This is a genomic window from Dactylosporangium sp. NPDC049742 (assembly GCF_040674675.1).
In the GTDB taxonomy this organism is placed as follows: Bacteria; Actinomycetota; Actinomycetes; order Mycobacteriales; family Micromonosporaceae; genus Dactylosporangium; species Dactylosporangium maewongense.
This window is the reverse complement of sequence record NZ_JBFANF010000016.1, coordinates 101,892-120,820: the sequence shown is the minus strand read 5'-3', so window position 1 is coordinate 120,820 and position 18,929 is coordinate 101,892. Positions and strand designations below refer to the sequence as shown.

The 18,929-nt window shown below is 74.1% G+C and carries 22 protein-coding genes and 1 riboswitch; of the genes, 12 read left to right on the top strand and 10 right to left on the bottom strand.

What is annotated here, in order from left to right:
* Positions 1-7 precede the first annotated feature (7 nt).
* Entirely contained in the window at positions 8-598 is a 591-nt protein-coding gene (locus tag AB0J72_RS21640; RefSeq protein WP_363401327.1) for a hypothetical protein, read from the bottom strand.
* A gap of 122 nt (positions 599-720) precedes the next feature.
* Between AB0J72_RS21640 and AB0J72_RS21635 the strand changes: the two genes are divergently transcribed.
* The 4 genes from AB0J72_RS21635 (at position 721) to AB0J72_RS21620 (ending at position 4,698) form a co-directional block, all read left to right on the top strand.
* Entirely contained in the window at positions 721-3,306 is a 2,586-nt protein-coding gene (locus AB0J72_RS21635) for a LuxR C-terminal-related transcriptional regulator (RefSeq protein WP_363401325.1), read from the top strand.
* Positions 3,303-3,584 carry a hypothetical protein gene (locus AB0J72_RS21630; RefSeq protein ID WP_363401323.1) on the top strand — a complete coding sequence of 94 codons (282 nt, stop codon included), beginning with the start codon at positions 3,303-3,305 and terminating at the stop codon, positions 3,582-3,584. Before AB0J72_RS21635 ends, AB0J72_RS21630 begins: the two co-directional genes overlap by 4 nt.
* Before the next feature lie 33 nt (positions 3,585-3,617).
* Positions 3,618-3,812 carry a hypothetical protein gene (locus AB0J72_RS21625; RefSeq protein WP_363401321.1) on the top strand — a complete coding sequence of 65 codons (195 nt, stop codon included), beginning with the start codon at positions 3,618-3,620 and terminating at the stop codon, positions 3,810-3,812.
* A gap of 520 nt (positions 3,813-4,332) precedes the next feature.
* Positions 4,333-4,698 carry a hypothetical protein gene (locus AB0J72_RS21620; RefSeq protein ID WP_363401319.1) on the top strand — a complete coding sequence of 122 codons (366 nt, stop codon included), beginning with the start codon at positions 4,333-4,335 and terminating at the stop codon, positions 4,696-4,698.
* Here AB0J72_RS21620 and AB0J72_RS21615 read toward each other — a convergent pair.
* The 5 genes from AB0J72_RS21615 to AB0J72_RS21595 form a co-directional block, all read right to left on the bottom strand.
* Positions 4,653-6,032, bottom strand: coding sequence for a TerD family protein (locus AB0J72_RS21615; RefSeq protein WP_363401318.1), 1,380 nt, complete (start codon positions 6,030-6,032; stop codon positions 4,653-4,655). The two genes, AB0J72_RS21620 and AB0J72_RS21615, sit on opposite strands and share 46 nt — an antisense overlap.
* Positions 6,033-6,129: 97 nt before the next feature.
* A complete protein-coding gene (locus AB0J72_RS21610) occupies positions 6,130-6,846 on the bottom strand; it encodes a Clp protease N-terminal domain-containing protein (RefSeq protein WP_363401317.1) in 717 nt (238 codons plus the stop codon).
* A gap of 75 nt (positions 6,847-6,921) precedes the next feature.
* Complete coding sequence (locus AB0J72_RS21605) at positions 6,922-7,140, bottom strand: helix-turn-helix domain-containing protein (protein ID WP_363401316.1); 219 nt, start codon at positions 7,138-7,140, stop codon at positions 6,922-6,924.
* Between the two features lie 161 nt (positions 7,141-7,301).
* The gene (gene metE, locus AB0J72_RS21600) at positions 7,302-9,539 is read right to left on the bottom strand and encodes a 5-methyltetrahydropteroyltriglutamate--homocysteine S-methyltransferase (RefSeq protein WP_363401315.1); all 2,238 of its coding nucleotides are present in this window, start codon (positions 9,537-9,539) and stop codon (positions 7,302-7,304) included.
* A gap of 121 nt (positions 9,540-9,660) precedes the next feature.
* A riboswitch (cobalamin riboswitch) is annotated at positions 9,661-9,883 on the bottom strand.
* 36 nt (positions 9,884-9,919) lie between these two features.
* Complete coding sequence (locus AB0J72_RS21595) at positions 9,920-10,813, bottom strand: DUF4437 domain-containing protein (protein ID WP_363401313.1); 894 nt, start codon at positions 10,811-10,813, stop codon at positions 9,920-9,922.
* Between the two features lie 83 nt (positions 10,814-10,896).
* On the opposite strand from AB0J72_RS21595, the gene AB0J72_RS21590 reads away from it, so the two are divergent.
* The 4 genes from AB0J72_RS21590 (at position 10,897) to AB0J72_RS21575 (ending at position 13,248) form a co-directional block, all read left to right on the top strand.
* Positions 10,897-11,454, top strand: a complete 558-nt coding sequence (locus AB0J72_RS21590; protein ID WP_363401311.1) for a TetR/AcrR family transcriptional regulator C-terminal ligand-binding domain-containing protein — start codon at positions 10,897-10,899, stop codon at positions 11,452-11,454.
* Entirely contained in the window at positions 11,451-12,194 is a 744-nt protein-coding gene (locus AB0J72_RS21585) for an arylmalonate decarboxylase (RefSeq protein ID WP_363401309.1), read from the top strand. Before AB0J72_RS21590 ends, AB0J72_RS21585 begins: the two co-directional genes overlap by 4 nt.
* Before the next feature lie 152 nt (positions 12,195-12,346).
* Positions 12,347-12,508, top strand: coding sequence for a hypothetical protein (locus tag AB0J72_RS21580; protein ID WP_363401307.1), 162 nt, complete (start codon positions 12,347-12,349; stop codon positions 12,506-12,508).
* Between the two features lie 95 nt (positions 12,509-12,603).
* On the top strand, positions 12,604-13,248 hold the full coding sequence (locus AB0J72_RS21575; RefSeq protein WP_363401305.1) for a ricin-type beta-trefoil lectin domain protein: 645 nt from the start codon (positions 12,604-12,606) through the stop codon (positions 13,246-13,248).
* Positions 13,249-13,282: 34 nt separating this feature from the next.
* On the opposite strand, the gene AB0J72_RS21570 is transcribed toward AB0J72_RS21575, so the two are convergent.
* Complete coding sequence (locus AB0J72_RS21570) at positions 13,283-14,080, bottom strand: methyltransferase domain-containing protein (RefSeq protein ID WP_363401303.1); 798 nt, start codon at positions 14,078-14,080, stop codon at positions 13,283-13,285.
* A gap of 92 nt (positions 14,081-14,172) precedes the next feature.
* Between AB0J72_RS21570 and AB0J72_RS21565 the strand changes: the two genes are divergently transcribed.
* Positions 14,173-14,910 carry an ATP-binding protein gene (locus tag AB0J72_RS21565; protein WP_363401302.1) on the top strand — a complete coding sequence of 246 codons (738 nt, stop codon included), beginning with the start codon at positions 14,173-14,175 and terminating at the stop codon, positions 14,908-14,910.
* 4 nt (positions 14,911-14,914) lie between these two features.
* On the opposite strand, the gene AB0J72_RS21560 is transcribed toward AB0J72_RS21565, so the two are convergent.
* From AB0J72_RS21560 to AB0J72_RS21550, 3 genes are all read right to left on the bottom strand, one after another.
* On the bottom strand, positions 14,915-15,562 hold the full coding sequence (locus tag AB0J72_RS21560) for a SigB/SigF/SigG family RNA polymerase sigma factor (RefSeq protein ID WP_363401438.1): 648 nt from the start codon (positions 15,560-15,562) through the stop codon (positions 14,915-14,917).
* Entirely contained in the window at positions 15,499-16,029 is a 531-nt protein-coding gene (locus AB0J72_RS21555; RefSeq protein ID WP_363401300.1) for an STAS domain-containing protein, read from the bottom strand. Before AB0J72_RS21555 ends, AB0J72_RS21560 begins: the two co-directional genes overlap by 64 nt.
* Before the next feature lie 260 nt (positions 16,030-16,289).
* On the bottom strand, positions 16,290-17,426 hold the full coding sequence (locus tag AB0J72_RS21550) for an FAD-dependent oxidoreductase (RefSeq protein ID WP_363401298.1): 1,137 nt from the start codon (positions 17,424-17,426) through the stop codon (positions 16,290-16,292).
* 23 nt (positions 17,427-17,449) lie between these two features.
* On the opposite strand from AB0J72_RS21550, the gene AB0J72_RS21545 reads away from it, so the two are divergent.
* The 3 genes from AB0J72_RS21545 (at position 17,450) to AB0J72_RS21535 (ending at position 18,880) form a co-directional block, all read left to right on the top strand.
* Positions 17,450-17,686 (top strand): hypothetical protein, encoded by a 237-nt coding sequence (locus AB0J72_RS21545; protein WP_363401296.1) that lies wholly within the window; start codon positions 17,450-17,452, stop codon positions 17,684-17,686.
* 2 nt (positions 17,687-17,688) lie between these two features.
* On the top strand, positions 17,689-18,222 hold the full coding sequence (locus tag AB0J72_RS21540; RefSeq protein WP_363401294.1) for a nitroreductase family protein: 534 nt from the start codon (positions 17,689-17,691) through the stop codon (positions 18,220-18,222).
* Between the two features lie 103 nt (positions 18,223-18,325).
* The gene (locus tag AB0J72_RS21535; protein WP_363401292.1) at positions 18,326-18,880 is read left to right on the top strand and encodes a DUF488 domain-containing protein; all 555 of its coding nucleotides are present in this window, start codon (positions 18,326-18,328) and stop codon (positions 18,878-18,880) included.
* The last annotated feature ends 49 nt before the right edge of the window (positions 18,881-18,929 follow it).

Here is an 18,929-nt window from a genome sequence, read left to right as displayed (position 1 = left end):
GCGCCGGTCACGAGGCGACGGGCCGGCCGAAGGTCACCGCGTCGCGCACGGCGGCCGGGGTCGAGGCGTGCAGGGCCTGGTCCGGGCGGGCGCCGAGCGCGTCGTTGACCGTCGAGAACGCCAGCCGCAGCGCCACGAACACCGTCATCGTGAAGATCTGCGGGTCGCTGAAGCCGGCGTCGCGCAGCGCCTGGACGTCCTCCTCGGTGGTGCCGTTCGGGTCGCGGGCGACCTTGCGCGCCCAGCCCGCCATCGCCCGTTCCTCGGGGCTCAGCCCGGCGTCGCTGCCGGTGAGCACCCCGGCGGCGGTCTCCGGTTCGCTGAGGCCGGCCAGCTTGCCGCCCCAGGCGAGCGCGCAGTACGAGTCGCCGAACGCCGACGCGCAGGCGGTGACGAGGATGCCGCGCTGCCGCAGGCTGAGCCGGTCGCCGGCGTTCGCGGTCCGGAGCAGCTCGAACAGCCCCGACAGCGTCTCCGGCTGGTACGCCCACAGGCGCGAGTTGTTCATGACGTACCCGAGTTCGGCGACGTCGTCGTCGAACAGGCGCTGCGCCTCGGCGGTCGGCTCGGGGGTCGCGAGAAAGCCTGCGGTGTCCATGCTGCTCCTGTCCGGTGGTGTACTGACGGCATCAGCTTCGCCGATGGGCCCCGCCGGGTCATCCGTACGTTGCACGGAACCTCCTACGGAGTTTTGTCAGACCCGGCGGGGAGAATGCGGGCATGAGCGTCGAGGGGCAGGGCCGGGCGGCCGGTGTCACCGATCGCGAGGCGGAGGTGCTGCGCGCGGTCGGTGAGCGGCTGCGCAACCGGGAGATCGCCGAGCGGCTGCACCTGTCGGTGCGGACCGTGGAGAGCCACGTCGCGGCGCTGCTGCGCAAGCTCGGCGTCGCCGACCGGGCGGCGCTGGTCGAGGCCGGTGCCGCGCTGCGCCGCCCGGCCCGCTCCACGCCGGCCCTGCCCGCGCCGCTGACCAGCCTCGTGGGCCGGGACCGGGAGACCGGCGAGGTCGGGGCACTGCTGCGCGAGCACCGGCTCGTCACGCTGACCGGGCCGGGCGGGGTGGGCAAGACCCGGCTGGCGTTCCGGGTCGCCACGGCCGACGCGGTCGGCGCGGGTGGCGTCGGCAGTGCGGGTGGCGCGGGTGGCGTCGGCAGTGCGGGCGGCGTCGGCAGTTCGGGCGGGGTGGGCGGCGCGGATGGCGTCGGCGGCGTGGGCGGTGCCGTGTGGCTCGCGGATCTGGCGCCGGTCACGCCGGACCTCGTCGGTGACGTCGTCGCGCGGGCGTTGGGTGTCGTGCCGGAGCCGGGCTGGTCCCTGACCGACATCCTCGGCGACGCCGCCGCCGGCCTGCCGGGCCTGCTGCTCGTCGACAACTGCGAGCACGTCGTGGCGGCCGCCGCCGACGTCGTCGCCACGCTGCTGCGTGCCGGTGGGCCGCTGCGGGTCCTCGCCACCAGCCGCGAGCCCCTCGGCGTGCCCGGCGAGGTCACCTACCAGGTGGACCCCCTCGATGTGCCGGCCTCCCTGGATTCGGCGGACATCGCGGGCAGCGCCGCGGTGCGGCTGTTCGTGGACCGGGCCGCGACCGCCGCGCCGGGGTTCGCCCTGACCGACGGCGTCGCCCCCGCCGTCGCCGCCCTCTGCCGGCGGGTCGACGGCCTGCCCCTCGCGATCGAGCTGGCCGCGTCGCGGCTGCGCACGTTCGGGCCGGCCGAGCTCGTCGAGCACCTCGACCAGCGCTTCGACCTGCTGTCCGCGGGCGCCCGCACCGCCGGTCCGCGGCACCGGACCCTGCGCAGCGCCATCGATTGGAGCTATGAGCTGCTCGATGCCGACGAGCGCGCCCTGTTCGACCGGCTCGGTGTGTTCCCCGCCGACTTCGACTTCGACGCCGTCCAGGCGGTCCACGGCGACGCACGGGCGGCCGTCAGGGTGCTGCCGGCGCTCGTCGACAAGTCGCTCGTCTCCACCGCCGGCGGGGACCTGCGCCGGTATCGGCTGCTGGAGACGATCCGCTCCTACGCCGCGGAGCGCCTCGGTGCCGGCGACGCCGAACCCGGCACGCGCCGGCGCCACGCCGCGCACTTCCTGGCCTTCGGCGAGCGCGCCGCCGAGGGGCTCAGGCACGCCGAGCAGCGGGCCTGGTTCCTGCGCGTCTCGACGGAGCAGCCGAATGTGCGCGCCGCGTTCTCGTACAGTGTGGACACCGGCGACACCGAGTCGGCCTGGCGCTGGATCGCGGCCCTGGAACGGTTCTGGGACCTGGCCGGGCAGCGGCGCGAGGCGCAGGAGTGGATCCAACGGACCCTGGCCGCCGGCGAGCCGCCCGCGACCCCGGCGGCGGTCGCCGGGCTCGCCGCGGCCAGCGCCGTGCTGCACCCCAGCGACGCCGGCACCGCCTTCGACCTCGCCGAGCGGGCGCAGCGGCTCGCCGCCGGCCACGACCCGCTGACCCGGGCGACCGCCGCCCGCGCGGTCGGCATGTGCTCGACGTGGATCCGGCCTGAGCTGAGCCACCCCGCGCTGCGCGAGGCCCTCGACGGGTTCCCCGAGGACCGCGGGTGGGACCGGGCGCTCACGATGCAGGGCCTCGTGCTGGCATCGCGGGCGCTGAGCGAGGCCCTGCAATGGGGCCGCGACAGCGTCACCCTGTTCCGCCGCGCCGGCGACCACGTGTATGCGGCCAACACCCTGTTCATGATGGCGCAGCGGGCCATGGCGGCCGGCGTCGCCGACGACGACATCCACGCCTGGCTGACACAGAGCCGGGCGATGGCCGAGGCCGCCGGCAGCGAGGCCGACATCGTCCACGCCGACGTCGGCCTCGCCCAGTGGGCGTTCGTCCGCGGCTCCACTGCTCACGCCGCCGAGCTGATGCACGACGTGCTGCCGGCGCTGCGCAGGCTCGGCGACCGCCGCTGCGCGGGACGGGCGCTGTTCGTCCTCGGCGAGCACGCCAGGCACACCGGCGACCTGCCCCGCGCCGCCGAGCTGCTGCGCGGCTGCGCCGAGGCGGTCCTGGTCGCGGGCCAGTCGGTGGTGCTCGTGCAGTCCCTCGAGGCGCTCGCCGCGCTCGCCGCCGCGCAGGACCGCCCCCGGCCCGCCGCCGTCCTGCTCGGCGCCGCCCACCGCCAGCGCGAGTTGTCCGGCCCCCACCTCCGCCCCTCGAAACCGGCCGACGAGGACCTGCACCGCGACCTCGCAACCACGCTGGGGCGCCCGGCGTTCGACGACGCCTACGCCGAAGGCCGCACCCTCACCCCGGCCGACGCCCTACGCCGCGCATTACCCGAACCGGACGCGTGACGACTCACGCCATCGGCGGACGCCTGCCGCGCCGAGCTCGGCGGACGCCTGCAGCGGCGAGCTCGGCGGACGCCTGCAGCGGCGAGCTCGGCGCCGCGCACCGCCAGCGTGAGTCGTCCGGCCCCCACCCGCGCCCGTCGAAGCCAGTCGACGAGGTCCTGCACCGCGACCTTGCGACCGCGCTGGGACGCCCCGCCTTCGACGACGCCTTCGCCGAGGGCCGCACCCTCACCCCGGCCGACGCCCTACGCCGCGCATTACCCGAACCCGACGCGTGACGACTCACGCCATCGGCGGACGCCTGCAGCGGCGTGCTCGGCGACGCGCACCGCCAACGCGAGTCGTGCGGCCACCATCTGCGCCTGTCGAAACCGGCCGATGAGGACCTGCATCGCGACCTTGCGGCCATGCTGGGACGGCCGGCGTTCGACGACGCCTACGCCGAAGGCCGCACCCTCACCCCGGCCGACGCCCTGCGCCGCGCATTACCCGAACCCGACGCGTGACGACTCACGCCATCGGCGGACGCCTGCCGCGCCGAGCTCGGCGCCGCGCACCGCTAGCGCGAGTTGTCCGGCCACCATCTGCGCCTGTCGAAACCGGCCGATGAGGACCTGCATCGCGACCTTGCGGCCATGCTGGGGCGTCCGGCGTTCGACGACGCCTACGGCGAAGGCTGCACCCTCACCCCGGCCGACGCCCTGCGCCGCGCATTACCCGAACCCGACGCGTGACGACTCACGCCATCGGCGGACGCCTGCCGCGGCGAGCTCGGCAGCGCTCGGTTGACCCTGCAGTCGGCGGCGGCCACGCCTGCTGCGGACGAGTCGGCGCCGCTTCGATTGACCCCGCCGGCGGTCATGCCTTGCGCAACGGCGTGGTGGGACGATGGCTGGGTGGAGCTCGAGTCGCTGCTGCCTGCCGGGGCGCGGTCTCCGGCGGACTACCTCCGGGCGGCGCAGGACCCCCGGGCTCGGCCAAGCCGGGCTCGACGCGCTCGCGGGCAGCGGGTATTCGTTCGTCCGGATGGCGGTGGCGCGGCGACCGCAGGCCGCTGCCGGCACGCTGGTGCGTGTGCTGGACGGCGATTATGAAACGTGGCAGTTCAACGATCTGCTGCGCGTTGTCGCCGGGCATCCCAATGCCGACCGTGGCGTGCTGCTGCGCGTCCTGCACCATGTCGTGAGGCTGCTCGAGGCGGCGGAGGTCCGGCCGTACGTCGCGGCGTTGGCCCTGGCGGGCCGGCACGAGCTCACCGAGGCCGAGGTGCTGCGGTTGGCGGCGTTGCCTGGGAGCTCGCGGCGGCTGCGGCGGCGGCTGCGGACGGTCGTCGCGGGGCGGGGTGGTCAGCTCTTGCCCGGGACGGTCACCCACTTGATGCCCCAGTTGTAGGCGGCGTCGACGGCGTCGTTGCGGTACTGGCCGGGGGCCTGGACGATGTACCGCGACTCGCGGCGGACGACGAGCTCGCCGTTGATGTTCTCGATGAGGAACAGGGCGGCGGCGCGGGACTCGACGGTGCATTCGTCGAGGCGCATCTCGATCGGGGCGCCGTGCTGGGGGAACAGGGTGGCGACGGCGTCGAGGCCGGCGAACGAGGTGGCGCCGGCGTAGATGCTCGCGAAGATGAGGATCCGGCGGAACTTGTCGGTGTGGTCGAGGTTGATGGTGAGGTTCTCGCCCGCTTCGTTGGCGCCGGTGCGGTCGTCGCCGTCGAGCATGATGTACGGCGGGCGGTCCAGCTCGCCGAAGCTGTCGCCGATCGGGTGGACGATGCCCTTCCGGCCGTCCATGAGCTCCCACAGGCAGCACAGGTCGAGGTCCAGGTCGGGCAGGTGGGCGGTCTTCTGCTTGCCGAAGAGGCCGCGCTTGCCGAGGGAGCGCATGCTCCAGTTGAGGTTGACCCGCAGCGAACCGGACCGGCCGCCCTGCTTGGCGAGCGACACCGTCGGCGCCTGCTTGGTCAGTGTCACCTTCGTCAACCGCACCGGCGCGGCGGGCGCTGCGGGTGCGACCGGCGGCGCGACAGGAGCCGGTGCCGCGACAGCAGCCGGTGCAGCGACAGGAGCCGGTGCAGCGACAGGAACAGGTGCCGCGACAGGAACAGGCGGCGCGACCGGGGGCGTCGGCGACATGGGCAGGTTCGAGGTGGGCGGCGGGTATGACGCCGGCTGCGCGGGAGCGGCGGGCGTGGGTGGGGGAGCGTCGTCGACCGAGATGCCGAAGTCGCGGGCCAGTCCCGCCAGCCCCGAGGCGTACCCCTGCCCGACCGCCCGGAACTTCCACTGCCCGGCCCGCCGGTACAACTCGCCGAAGATGAACGCCGTCTCGCTCGTGGCACCGGGGCTGTCGAAGCGGGCGACCTCCGCACCGCTCGTCGCATCGAGGAGCCGGATGTGCAGCCCCGGCACCTTCCCGAACGTGCCACCGTCGGCGGACGCGGCCAGCACGATCCGCTCGATCGACGGCTCCACCCGGCCCAGATCGACGAACACCGTGTCGGTGACCTGGGTCCCCGCGGTCGCCTTCCCCTCGTGCCGGACCGCGCCGGCCGGGTGCGACGGCTGGTTGTAGAACACGAAGTCGCTGTCGTCGCGGACTTTGCCGTTGACCAGCAGCAACGCGGAACCGTCGGCGTCGGGCACGCCGGCGCCGGACTGCCATCCCAGGACCGCGCGGACCGCCGGCGCCTGCACCGGCAGGTTGGCGCCCTTGAGCATCGACATGGTGAAACCCCTCCCCGTAGGGGCCAGTATGCCTAAAACGCCGTCCGGCCACCCGCCGCCGCCCTCACCCTGTAAGCCGTAAGACTGGACCGGGTCGTTACATCGTTTGGCCGGCGATGACGGCGGGGAGCGCGCCGGGTGAGGTGACCGTGCGGCCGGTGGTTCGCTGGTACCGGGCGACGAGGTCGTTGTGGCGCGAACGGTGCCACAGGCGGCGGTCCGCGCGGAGGATCAGGTTGCGCCGCGGCGGCGGGAAGGACCGGCCGAGGTCGGCGAGGAGCCCGGCGAGGTCCACGCCTGCGGTGTCGAGCGTCCAGGCGGCGCCGGGGTCGAGCGCCGTGAGCGCGAACGCGAGGTGCTCCGTGCGGTGGTCCCGCTCGCGGCGGGCGAGGGCGAGCCGGAGCGACGCCTCGAAGGCGGCCTGCGCGTCGAGCCCCATCGGCGGCCGCATCTGCGCGGCCCACCGCCGCGCCTTGGCCGCGCCGAGGGGCAGCAGCGGCTCCCGCCAGGTGACCCGGTCGAGGGTCGCCGGGGTGACACCCTCGAGGAGCCGGTCGACGTCGAGCCCGAGCGACCCGAGGACCTGGCGGTCGTCGGCGACGCCGGCCCCCAGCGGCGCGGCCCGGCACACGGCGTCGAGGACCGCGGGCTCGGTCGCGCCGTGCCGGGCGAGCACCGCGGCGACCTCGTCGGTGCCGGTGGTGAGCGCGAGCAGCAGGTGCTCGCTGCCGGTGCGGGGGTGGCCGAGCTCGCGGGCCCGCAGCACGGCGCGGCCCATGGTCCAGCCCAGGTCGGGGTGGCTACCGCGGAACATCAGTCCTCCTCGCGACGACGTTGCGATCGGTGATGGCGACCGGCGTTCGCGGTCGACGGCAGCAGTAGCGGCGCATCAGTCGTCGCCGGCGCTGCGATGCTTGCGGTGCACGGTCTGCTTGGTCACGCCGAGCCGCAGCGCGATGTCCTGCCACGACCAGCCGTCCCGGCGGGCGGCGGCGACCCGCTCGGCCTCCAGTTGCTCGGTCAGGCGGCGCAGGCGGGCGACGGCCCGCAGTGCGACGTCGTGGTCGCTGTCGTGCGCGGCGCGACCGAGCTCGTCGATCACAGTCATACCGTCAGCATAAGCTGACGCCGCCGACATCGTCAACATGTGCTGACGCCATCCCGATCGTCAACGAGCGCCGACGACCGGGCTTCCGCTGTACCGACGCCGCAAACGCCAACGGCACGTGCCGGCACCCACCTGAGGCGCCGGCACGTGCCACGGACGGGTCAGCCGGCGCGGACCTCGGCGGCGGCCGCGACGAGATGCCGCAGCGACGCCTCGACCTCGGCGTAGCCGCGGGTCTTCAGGCCGCAGTCGGGGTTGACCCACAGCCGCCGGGCCGGGACGGCCGCGACCGCGTGGCGCAGCGCCTCGGCCATCTCCTCCCGCGACGGCACCCGCGGCGAGTGGATGTCCCACACCCCGGGTCCGACGCCGCGCCGGTACCCGATGGCGGCGAGGTCGTCGAGCACCTCCATCTTCGACCGTGACGCCTCGATGCTGGTGACGTCGGCGTCGAGGGCGTCGATCGCGGTGATGACGTCGCCGAACTCGGAGTAGCACAGGTGGGTGTGGATCTGCGTGCCGTCGGCGACGCCGCTGGTCGCGAGCCGGAACGCGCCGACCGCCCAGTCCAGGTACGCCCCCTGTGCCGTCCGGCGCAGCGGCAGCGTCTCGCGCAGCGCCGGCTCGTCCACCTGGATCACCCGGATGCCGGCGGCCTCGAGGTCCCGGCACTCGTCGCGCAGCGCGAGCGCGACCTGGTCGGCGGTGCCGGCGAGCGGCTGGTCGGTGCGGACGAACGACCACGCGAGGATGGTGACCGGGCCGGTGAGCATCCCCTTGACCGGCCGGGTGGTCAGCGACTGGGCGAACGTGGCCCACCCGACCGTCATCGGCGCCCTGCGGGCCACGTCGCCGTGCAGGATCGGCGGGCGGACGCAGCGGGAGCCGTACGACTGCACCCAGCCGTGCTCGGTGGCGGCGAACCCGGACAGCTGCTCGGCGAAGTACTGCACCATGTCGTTGCGCTCCGGCTCGCCGTGCACGAGCACGTCCAGGCCGAGCTCCTCCTGCAGCCGGACGACCCGCCGGACCTCGGCCCGCATCAGCGCGGCGTAGCCCTCGTCGTCGAGGGTGCCGGCGGCCAGCGCGGCGCGGGCCCCGCGCAGCTCGGCGGTCTGCGGGAACGAGCCGATCGTGGTCGTCGGCAGGTCGGGCAGCCCGAGCAGTTCCTGCTGGCGGGCGGCGCGGGCGGTGGCGTCGCCGCGCCGCCGGTCCGCGGCGGTGAGGGCGGCGAGCCGGGCGCGCACCTCGTCGTGCCGCCACGCCGCCGGGGGCGGGGGCAGCGGCGCGGGCAGGTGGGCCGTGCCGTCGCGCAGCGCGCGGCCGAGGAGCACGACCTCGTCGACCTTCTGCCGCGCGAACGCGAGCCGCTCGTGCAGGCTCGGGTCGAGGCGCGTCTCGACGGACAGGTCCACCGGCACGTGCAGCAGCGAGCAGGACGTGGACACCGCCACGTGGTCGGCCAGGCCGGCGACGACCGCCCCGGCGGCGACCGCGGCGCGCAGGTCGGTGCGCCAGACGTTGTGGCCGTCGACGAGCCCCGCGACGATCGTCCTGCCGCCGAGGGGTCCGGCGGCCGCGAGCCGGTCGAGGTTGCCGGGGCCGGCGACCAGGTCGAGGCCGATCGCCTCGACCGGCGTGTCCAGCAGGGCCGGCAGCGCGTCGCCGATCTCGCCGAAGTACGTGGCGACGAAGAGCTTCGGCCGGGCCCTGAGCGCGCCGAGTCGGGCGTAGGTGCGGCGCAGCGCGTCGATCTCGTCCGGGCCGCGGTCGGTGGCGTAGGCGGGCTCGTCCAGCTGTACCCACGAGACACCCGCATCCGCGAGGGCGGCGAGGATCTCGGCGTAGACGCCGACCAGGTCGCCGAGCCGGGCGAACGGGTCGTCGCCCTTGGCCAGCAGCAGGAACGTGGCCGGTCCGACCAGCACCGGCCGGGTCTCGATGCCCAGGGCGCGGGCCTCGGCGTGCTCCCGCAGCGCCTTGGCCGGGTCGGCGGCGAAGACGGTGTCGGGCCCGATCTCCGGCACCAGGTAGTGGTAGTTGGTGCCGAACCACTTCGTCAGTTCGAGGGCGGGCTCGGCGTCCACGCCGCGGGCCATGGCGAAGTACGTGTCGAGCTTCGACAGCCCGAGCGCGGTGAACCGCGTGGGTGTCGCCCCGACCGCGACGGCGGTGTCGAGGACGTGGTCGTAGTAGGAGAACGTGTTCGACGGGATCGCCGCGAGGCGGGCGTTGCGCAGCGTCTGCCACACGTCGGCGCGCAGCGTCGCCGCCGTGCGCTCCAGGGTGTCCTCGTCGATGGCGCCGGCCCAGTAGGCCTCGACGGCCCGCTTCAGCTCGCGGTTTCCGCCGATGCGCGGGTAGCCGAGCACGGTGCTCAGCCCGAATGTGGTGCTCATGTGTCCCCTCGGTGCACAGTCACGACGGCCGGACTGGCACGGGGGGACGCCACCGGCCGCGCGCCGCGTGGCCGGTCGATGGCGTCGGCCGTCCCGCGCGGCCTCCGACCACCGCACGCCGGGCGGCGCGCGGTGCGCTGGCAGGTCTTCGGACTCGCGGGCGTGACCCTGGATGTCGTCCAGGGTCGCCTACTGGCCGTCGCTTCCCAGGCCTCGCGGCCCAGTGCTCAATGACGGCGGTCGTTCCCACTCACCGCTGCGGGGCAGTCCCGGATTCGCACCGGATTCCCTGTTGCCACGGCCGGTCCCGGAGGACCGGCCGAACCAGCTGCACTCATCACCATACATACGCACCGCCGCGGGAGCGGGTGTCGGCTGCGTCACTGGTGCGTGGGGTCGCTCCAGCGGCCGATGCTGCGGGAGCGGACCGGCTCGATGAACCGCGGCGCGGCGCTGTGCGGGAAGCCGTCGCCCCAGTTGGTGGCGTCGCCGTGCATCTGCACGCGGGCGTTGTCGGTGTACCAGTCGACGAGGTCCGCGTCGGAGCGCACGATCCACGTGCAGCCGGCCTCGGCGTCGGCGGTGAAGTCGCCGTGGCGGATCAGCGGCGGGCGCCAGAAGTACGTGCCGGGCCACATCTTGCCGAAGTTGTAGTCGAAGCCGCCGTCGAGGCAGTACGCCTCCTCGGAGCACGGGTGGTGCGCGAGCGGCACCTCCCGCCAGCCGGGCTTGGCCTTGATGAGCCGGGTGTAGAAGCCGGTCTTCTCGTCGCGGTGCAGCAGCTTGATGAACAGCCCCGGCACCGGCGTGCCGCCGAGGTCGAAGCGCATGGGGGAGCCGTCCTTGACGTCGATCCACGGCATCTGGGCGCTGTCGAGCACGACGAGCTTCTGGTCGGGCCGCACGGTTTCGCGGTCCTTCGTTTCGGGGTGGAAGTGCCAGTCGCCGTACTCGCGGAACAGCAGGATCTCCGTGCCGGCGGCCGCCGTGACCGGCGGGGTCCACACGCCGGCGGGCGCCGTCCAGTAGCCCTCCGGCCCGAGGACGGTGTCGCCGACGACGACCTGGCCGGACAGCACGAACCATTCGGTGTCCGCGTCGTGTACGCCGGCCGGCCGCGACCAGTCGCTGGTGAAGCGGACCTTCAGCGAGGCCGACCCGTCCTCCTCGTCGTAGCTGAGGTTGCGCTGCTCGGCGGTGCCGGCGGCGTGCTGGAACTCGGCGAGGTGCCAGATCAGGTCACGCTCGTCGACGATCTCCACGTGCGGGCGCATGGGTGCCTCCAGGCTCGGCAGCAGTTTCCGGTGCGGAATGTATCGCTTAATAGTTTCGCGTACAAGGTGTACCGTCAACGCTCGTGACCCGACCTGGCCGCCCCGCCGGCCCCACCTCCGACACCGAGACCGTCGTGCTGACCGCGGCCCTGGAGCTGCTGCTGGCCGAGGGCGCGGCGGCGCTGACCGCGCAGCGGCTGCACCAGGTCACCGGCGTGTCCCGGTCGACCATCTACCGGCACTGGCCCACGCCCGGCGCGGTGCTCGGCGCGCTGATCGACGTCGCGCCGCTGCCGCCCGGCGCGCCGACCGGCGAGCCGGCGCAGGACCTCCACGCCGCCGTCGACCAGCTGTGCGACCGGCTCCGCGACCGGCCCGTCGGCGCGTTCCTGCAGGCCCTCGTCGTCGCCGCCGCCTCCGACCCGGCGGCGGTGCCGCTGCGCCAGCGGTACGTCACCGACCTGCTGGCGCCGTTCCACACCGTGCTGCGCGCCGCGGGCACGTCGGCGAAGGACCGTGAGGACGCCGTCGCCGCGATCGTCTCGCCGCTTCTGCTCGACGCGCTGCTGCTGGACCGACCCGCCGCCCGCGCGCGGGCACACCGCATGGTCTCCCTCGTCTGTCAGGAGCTGACCGCATGACCAACGCCGTCGGGCCGCGCGCCGTCTTCGGCGTCATCGTCCCCAGCACCAACACCGTCGTCGAGCACGACTACTGGAGCGCCCGGGTGCCAGGGGTGGCGTTCCGCGCCGGCTCCATGCACATCCCGAACCCCGCGATGGGCGACGACGCCGGCTTCGAGGCGCTGCTGGTGCAGATCCGCGCCTCCATCGGCACCGCCGTGCGCGACGTCCTCACCGCCGAACCCGACCGCATGGTCATGGGCATGTCCGCGGAGACGTTCTGGGGCGGCGTGGAGGGCAACGCCGCGTTCGAGGACCGCCTGCGCGCCCGCACCGGCCTCCCGGTCACCACCGGCGCCAGCTCGTGCCGCGCCGCCCTGCGGGAGCTCGGCTGCCACCGGATCGCGGTGTTCTCGCCGTACCAGCCGATCGCCGACCGCGAAGTCGGCCGGTTCTTCACCGAGGCGGGGTTCGACGTCGCCGCCATCACGGGCCTGCGCTGCCCGACCGCGACGGACATCGCCCGCGTCCCCTCCGCACGCCTCCGCGCCGTCGTCGCCGAGCTCGACGCCCCGGACGTCGACGCGATCGTGCAGGTCGGCACCAACCTGTCGTTCGTCGCCCTCGCCGACACCCTGGAGGAGGAGCTCGGGAAGCCGGTCATCGCCATCAACGCCGCCACCCTCTGGCACGCCCTGCGTTCCCACGGTTTCCCCGACCAGCTCCCCGGCGCGGGCCGCCTGCTCCGCTCCCACTGACCGGCAGGACCTCACGCCCGCCGCCGCGGCAGGGCGCTGCCGACGGAATGCACGCGCCCTGCACTCGTACCTGGTCACCCTGGACGGCAGGATCCCGGCCGGACAGACAGGGAGCAGTCAACATCGACGCGACGCAGAAATTCATCATCGTCATGTTCTTCGGCTGTGCGCTGTGGGCGGCGTACGCCTGCTTCAGGGCGCTCCAGCGGGTGTATGCCGGGCACCACACGTCGGTCGACATCGGCAGGGCCGCCATGCTGTTCGTCATCCTGAGCGTCGCCGTCTACGCCCTCGTCGTCTGCTTCACCGCCTGACGAGCGACCGTTCACGACCTCCTCGGGCATCGGCGTCGGCGTCGGTACGCCTTTCGAAACCGGTCCCGCTCTTCCGGGGGTACTCATTACCTTGAATGCGACCTGACCCCGCCAGGAAGGGCGTGCTGCTCAAGGCCGCCCGGCAGGCGAACACGCTGGTGCAGACGTACCCGACCCGGGCGGTCGCCGAGCTGAACCGGCGCAACGTGCGGATCGTGATGATCGCGCGGGGGGAGCGGATGAGCTCCATCCCCGAGGTGTTCCGGGACGCCGGCACGTCGATGGATGAGCGGTACTGGGCCGGGATGGGCGGGCCGCTGACCGTCGGCACCGAGGCGAACCTGATCGACAACCAGGGCGGCGAGAACGTCTTCATCCACGAGTTCGGCCACACGGTCGACGGGTGGGGGCTGCGCTACGCCGACCCGCGGTTCGGTCCCGACCTCGACGCCGCCTACAGTCGCGCCAGGTCCATGGGCCTGTGGAACAACACCCATGCCGGCTCCAACGTCGGTGAGTACTGGGCCGAGGGCGTCCAGGACTACTTCGACCTCAACCGCGAGGGGCCGCCCGGCGGCGACGGCGGCCAGCTGTGGCATCTGGTCAACGGCAACCTGCGCAACCCGCAGTCGGGCAAGTGCCTGGACGCGGACGCCTGGGGGACCGCGAACGGCACGCAGCTGATCATCTGGTTCTGCGGCACCAACCAGTCCAACCAGACCTGGCGCTTCCAGCCGTGACAGTGACCGTGACCGTGCCAGTCCTGGGGCCGCGTCACGACGGGACGCGGCCCCAGGCGGAGATCATGGGGGAGGTGGCGAGGTCGAGGAGGCCGGCCTCGATGTTGGCGAGGTGCTGGTCGATCTCCGCGTCGGTGGCGAGGCCGGCCCTGGTCAGGGACGCGCGGATCTGCCGGGTGGTGGCGTGCTCCAGGGCGGCGCAGGCGGGCCCGGTGACGGGGAAGTACGCGTCGGCGGCGACGTCGACGAGGCCCGCCTCGCGCAGCAGGCGCGGCAGGGTGCGCCCGTAGGCGAGGTCGACGCCGCGGGCGGCCATGAGCGTGCGGAAGTCGTGCTTGAGCTTGTTCGCGAGGCGCTGCGGCGGGGCGTGCTCGTCGGGGCAGACGAGGGGCTGCAGCGACGGGTCCGCCTCCTCGAGCAGGAGCCAGCCGCCGGGCCGTACCGACGCCATCATCGCGGCGAGAGCGCGGGCGCGCTGCGGGACGTGGACGAGGACCAGGCGGGCGTGCACGAGGTCGAAGCGGTCGTCCGGCGGCGGGTCGACGCCCACGTCGTGGCGGCGGACCTCGTAGCCGGCGCCGCCGCCGGACCCGGTCCAGGAGGTGTCGATGTCGGTGGCGAGGACGTGCCCGGCCGGGCCGACGCGCGAGGCGAGCCAGGCCGGCACGCTCGTGCCGCCGGCGCCGACCTCCCAGCACCGCCAGCCGGCCCGAATGCCCAGGGCGTCGATGTGGCGGAACGTGGACGGGTCGAACAGCGCCTCCAGCGCGGTGAAGCGGGCGCCCGCCTCCGGCTGCTGGTTGTCGAGCAGGTACCCACCGCCGTCCGTCACGCCCGCATCATCGCATCATTCGCCGATGTTGATGGTGCGGCGGTTCGCCGCGTCCTTCGCCGCAGCCGCCCGTGCGGTCGTAGAGTGGGTCGGTGCCGACCGCCGCTCTCGTCTGCCAGGTCGAGCTCTCGCCACCGCTGGCATACGTGACGGTGAAGGGCCGCATCGACCCGCAAACCACACCGGAGCTGCGGCGCAGCGTGCTGGGCACGCTCGCCGCCGAGCCGGACGCCGTCCTCATCGACCTGGCCGGCGTCACCGGCACCGAGCCGATCGCGCTGACCGCGTTCGTGCCGCTCGCCCGGGCGGCCGCCGCGTGGCCGGGCGCCGACCTCGTGCACCACTCCGCGTCGCCGGCCCTGGCCAGGGAGCTCGAGGACCTCGCGATCGGCCGGCACGTGCCGCTCGCCGCGGACCGGGCGGCGGCGGAGGCCCTCGCCGCGGGCCGGAGCCGGCCGGTGCAGGTGCGGTGGGAGATCTCCGAGGGGCCGGAGGTCCTCGCCGGCGCCCGGGACGTGGTGCGGATGCTGTGCGCGCGGGAAGGGCTGAGCGCGCTGGCCGAGCACGCCGAGCTGGTCGTCATGGAGCTCGTCGTCAACGCGCTGGAGCACGGCGTGGGTCCGCGCACGGCACTGGCGTCGGTGCTCCGGCGCCGGCTGCACCTGGCGGTGTGCGACCACTCCCCGGCGATGCCCCGCCTCGGCGGCGCGGCGGAGACCGAGGCCGGCGACGGCGGTCGCGGGCTGGTGATCGTCGAGGCGTTCACGACCGCGTGGGGCGCCACCCCGACCCCCGACGGCAAGATCGTGTGGTGCACCCTCGGCGGGTAGCGGGCTATTCGGTCAGGCGGCGGTGCAGGGTCGACAGGGACTGGCGCAGCAGGCGTGACACGTGCATCTGCGACAGGCCGACCAGCGCGGCGATCTGCCCCTGCGGGAGGTTGCCGTAGAAGCGCAGGCTCAGGATCCGCTGCTCGCGCTCCGGCAGCTGCGCCATCAGCACCCGCAGCGACTCCCGGTGCTCGACCAGGTCATACGCCGGGTCCTCGGCGCCGACGATGTCCATCAGCGTCGTGTCGTCCTCGATGCCGGCGGAGGGCAGGTCCAGCGACAGCGGCTGGTGGCCGTTGCACGCGCCGATCATCTCGACGATCTCCTCCTCGTCGGCGCCGAGGCGCTCGGCGAGGTCGGCGATGGTCGGCCAGTGCCCGCGCAGCTGGGTCAGCTCGTCGCTGACCCTGTTGACCGACAGCCGCAGCTCCTGCAGCCGGCGGGGCATCCGGATGCCGTTCGAGCGGTCCCGGAAGTACCGCTTGATCTCGCCGAGGACCGTCGGCGTCGCGTATGCGCCGAACTCCACCCCGTGCGCGGGGTCGAAGCCGTCGACGGCCTTGACCAGGCCCAGCGCCGCGACCTGCGTCAGGTCGGCGGTCGGGCTGCCGCCGCCGCTGTAACGCCGCGCGAGGCGGTGGGCGGCGGGCAGGCACAGCTCGATGACGTCGTCGCGGGCCGGCGCCGGGCGGGGTCGGCGGGATCCAGCTCGCGCAGCCGCATCAGCAACTCGGTCGTGTTAGCCGGCCACTCGCCGTGACCGACGCGCATGCCGCCGAGGTCGACGGGTTCCCGTTGTCGCCGGTGTACCGGGCAGGCCAGCTCGTCGTAGACGCCCAGCTGCTTGGCGACGCCGGTGACCTCGAGGGTGGCCAGGACGGTGCCCCCGGCCTCCACGAGCCGCAGGTCGCCGCCGAGCTGCTCGGCGCGGCTCTGCGGGTACAGGAACAGCTTGATCGAGGCGGCATCCAGCAGGCGCAGCCCGGACAGGCCCACGACGATCTGGCGTCGGTGGTCGTCCAGCAGCTCGAACACGACGTGCCGCAGGTACGGCACCGACGCGTAGTCGAGGATGCCCGTCAGCTCGACAAGGTCCTCGTCGTCCCAGGAGCTGCACACGAACCGCGGCTTTCCGTGCGCTTCCGACAGATCCGACTTCGCCGTGCGGCGTACCGTGCTGCTCCTGACATTGTGCGACTGAGTCGCGACGTCCGGTAGGCCACGTCACGCGGGTCCCGCCGTCGGGGTCGACCGCGATGGACACGCCCGTCTCCGACGGTAGCGGATCGCCGACCATCAGTTCAGCGAATGGCCGGGCCCGACCGTCATCGACGCCGTCACGGCACCGGCGGAGCCGGGCCGCCGGCACCAGGGCGACCTCAGCCCAGGATGCGCGCGGTGCCGAAGCCGGCGGCGAGGGCCGACCCGGCGGCGAAGCGGCCGGGTGAGAACCGCTCGAGCCGCGGGTCGGCGTCACCGGTGAGCAGCCTGGCCACGTGGTCGCCCCACACGGGTGCGAGCTTGAAGCCGTGCCCGCTGGTGCCGGCGTCGACGTAGACGCGATCGGTGACCCGGCCGGTGACCGGCTGCCAGTCGGGGCTGACGTCGTACAGGGACGCCCAGCTGCGGTCCGCCGCCGCCCGGGCCCGCACCGGCGCCCGCCGCGCCGCGCGGGCGGCGAGCCACGCGAACTCGGCGCCGGTCACGTCGGGGGAGAAGTCGTCGGGGTCGGTGGCGGCGGTCGGAGCGAGCGGGCCGAGCAGGAAGCGGTGCGCGCCGGCCGGCCGGGAGTAGTACCCGTGCTGGACGTCGATCAGCACGTACGGCACCGCGTGCGGGACGGCCTCCGGCGGGTGCGCCAGCCCGGCGACGACGTGGCGCTCGGCGGTCAGCGGCAGTGTGACGCCGACCTGCGCCAGCAGCGGCCCGGTCCACGGACCGGCCGCGACGAGCAGCCGGCCGACCTCGTGCCGGCTCCGGTCGGCGAGCACGACCCGGACGGACCGCGGGCCTTCGTCGACGACCCGCACGGCGGCGTGCTCCAGCAGCGTCGCGCCGTGTCGTACGGCCGCGGCGGCGTACCCGAGTGCGGTGCGGTACGGGTCGGCGTACCCCGCGCGCTCCTCCCACACGCCGATCGCGGTCCCGTCGAGGTTCAGGTAGCTGAAGCGCCCCGCGAGGTCGTCGGTCAGGATCTCGTGGTCGCCGCCGGTGCGGAGGACGTCCGCGAGGTCGTCGGGGCCGTGCAGGTACAGCCCGCCGGTGCGCACATAGCCGCTCTCGCCGCCGACCTGCTCGGCGAAGTCGGCGAGCACGGCCGTGCTGTCGCGGGCGACCTCGGCCAGGAACCGGTTGGTGTAGTAGGCCCGCACCACCCCACTGGCCCGGCCGGTCGGGCCGGCGGCCCGCGTGCCGCGCTCGAACACGACCGTCGACACGCCCCGCCGGGCCAGGTGATACGCGGCGCTGAGGCCGTGCACCCCCGCACCGACGATCCCCACCTCATGGAAACCCACGGAAGTAATCCTATCGTTTGAGTATGAGATTCGCTACGCTGACCCGTATGGCGCTCGCAGGACAGCTCACGGGGCACGCGGCGGTCACCCGGCTCGCGAACCGGGTGATCCGGTTCGGCCACCGCCTGATCGGTTTCGGCGTGGCTCCGGCGGAAAGTCTCCCGGCGGAGTCCTGCCCGCCCGCCCTGACTGACGCGGCGGTGTGGGCCGAGATGGCGTCGGAGCTGCGGCTGCGCGCCCTGACCAGCACGGAGCTGTGACGATGGAGACGTGGGATGCGGTGCGGTCGCGACGTAACGTCCGCGAGTACAGGCCGGACCCGGTGCGGGCGGAAGACCTGCGGCGCATCGTAGAGGCGGGCTGGCGGGCGCCGTCGGCGTCCAACCGGCAGCACTGGGACTTCGTCGTCGTCACCGACCGCGAACAGCTGACCAGGCTCGCGACGGTCTGGCCCGGCGCGCAGCACGTCGCCGGCGCGGCGGCCGCGATCGCCCTGGTGCTGCCCGAGGCCCCGGACGAGCGGACCCGCCTCACCGACCGGTACGACCTCGGCCAGGCGACCTACGCCATCCTCGTCGCCGCCGCGGACCTGGGCATCGGCACCGGCCACGCGGGGGTCGGCGACCAGGAGAAGGCCCGCGAGATCCTCGGCGTGCCCGGCACCCACACCGTCGCCTACCTGATCGGCGTCGGCTACCCGGCCGACCGGCCGCTCCAACTGATCCGCAACCCCGCCCGCCGCCCGTTCGACGAGGTCGTCCACTACGGCACCTTCGCCTCCACCTCCTCCTCCTGAAGCCCTCCCGTCCTGAGGCCGCCCGTTCTGGAGCCGTCCCTGCCGGAGTTGTGCTGTCCGGAGCCGGAGTTGTGCTGTCCGGAGCCGGGGTAGCGTTGCTCCGGTGAGCGGCGGGGCGGCGCGGGTCTGGACGGTCGGGCACGGCGCGCGGCCGGTCGAGGCGCTGCTCGACATCCTCGCCGCGGCCGGCGTGCGCACGCTCGTAGACGTGCGCAGGTTCCCGGGGTCCCGGCGGCACCCGCAGTACGGGCGGGAGGCCCTCGCCGAGGCGGTGACCGGCGCCGGGCTGCGGTACACCTGGCAGGGCGAGACCCTCGGCGGGCGGCGGCACTCCACCCCGGGCTCTCGGCACACCGCGCTGCGCAACGCCGCGTTCGCCGCGTACGCCGACCACATGGACACGCCGGCGTTCCGCACCGCCGTCGACGATCTCGTCGGCCGGGCCGCGACCGAGCTGCCGGCCGTGCTGTGCGCCGAGACGCTGTGGTGGCACTGTCACCGCATGCTCGTCGCGGACGCGCTCGTCATGCGGGGCGCGGCGGTCGAGCACCTCGTCGACGCCGGCACCCGGCAGGCGCACCGCCTGACGGAAGGGGTCCGCCGGGGCGCGGACGGCTGGCCCGTCTACGACGATCAGCAGACGCTGCCCGGCCTATGATCCGCACCGGCTAAACCCCAGCCGTGCCCGCTTGCGTCTACCGGGGTGG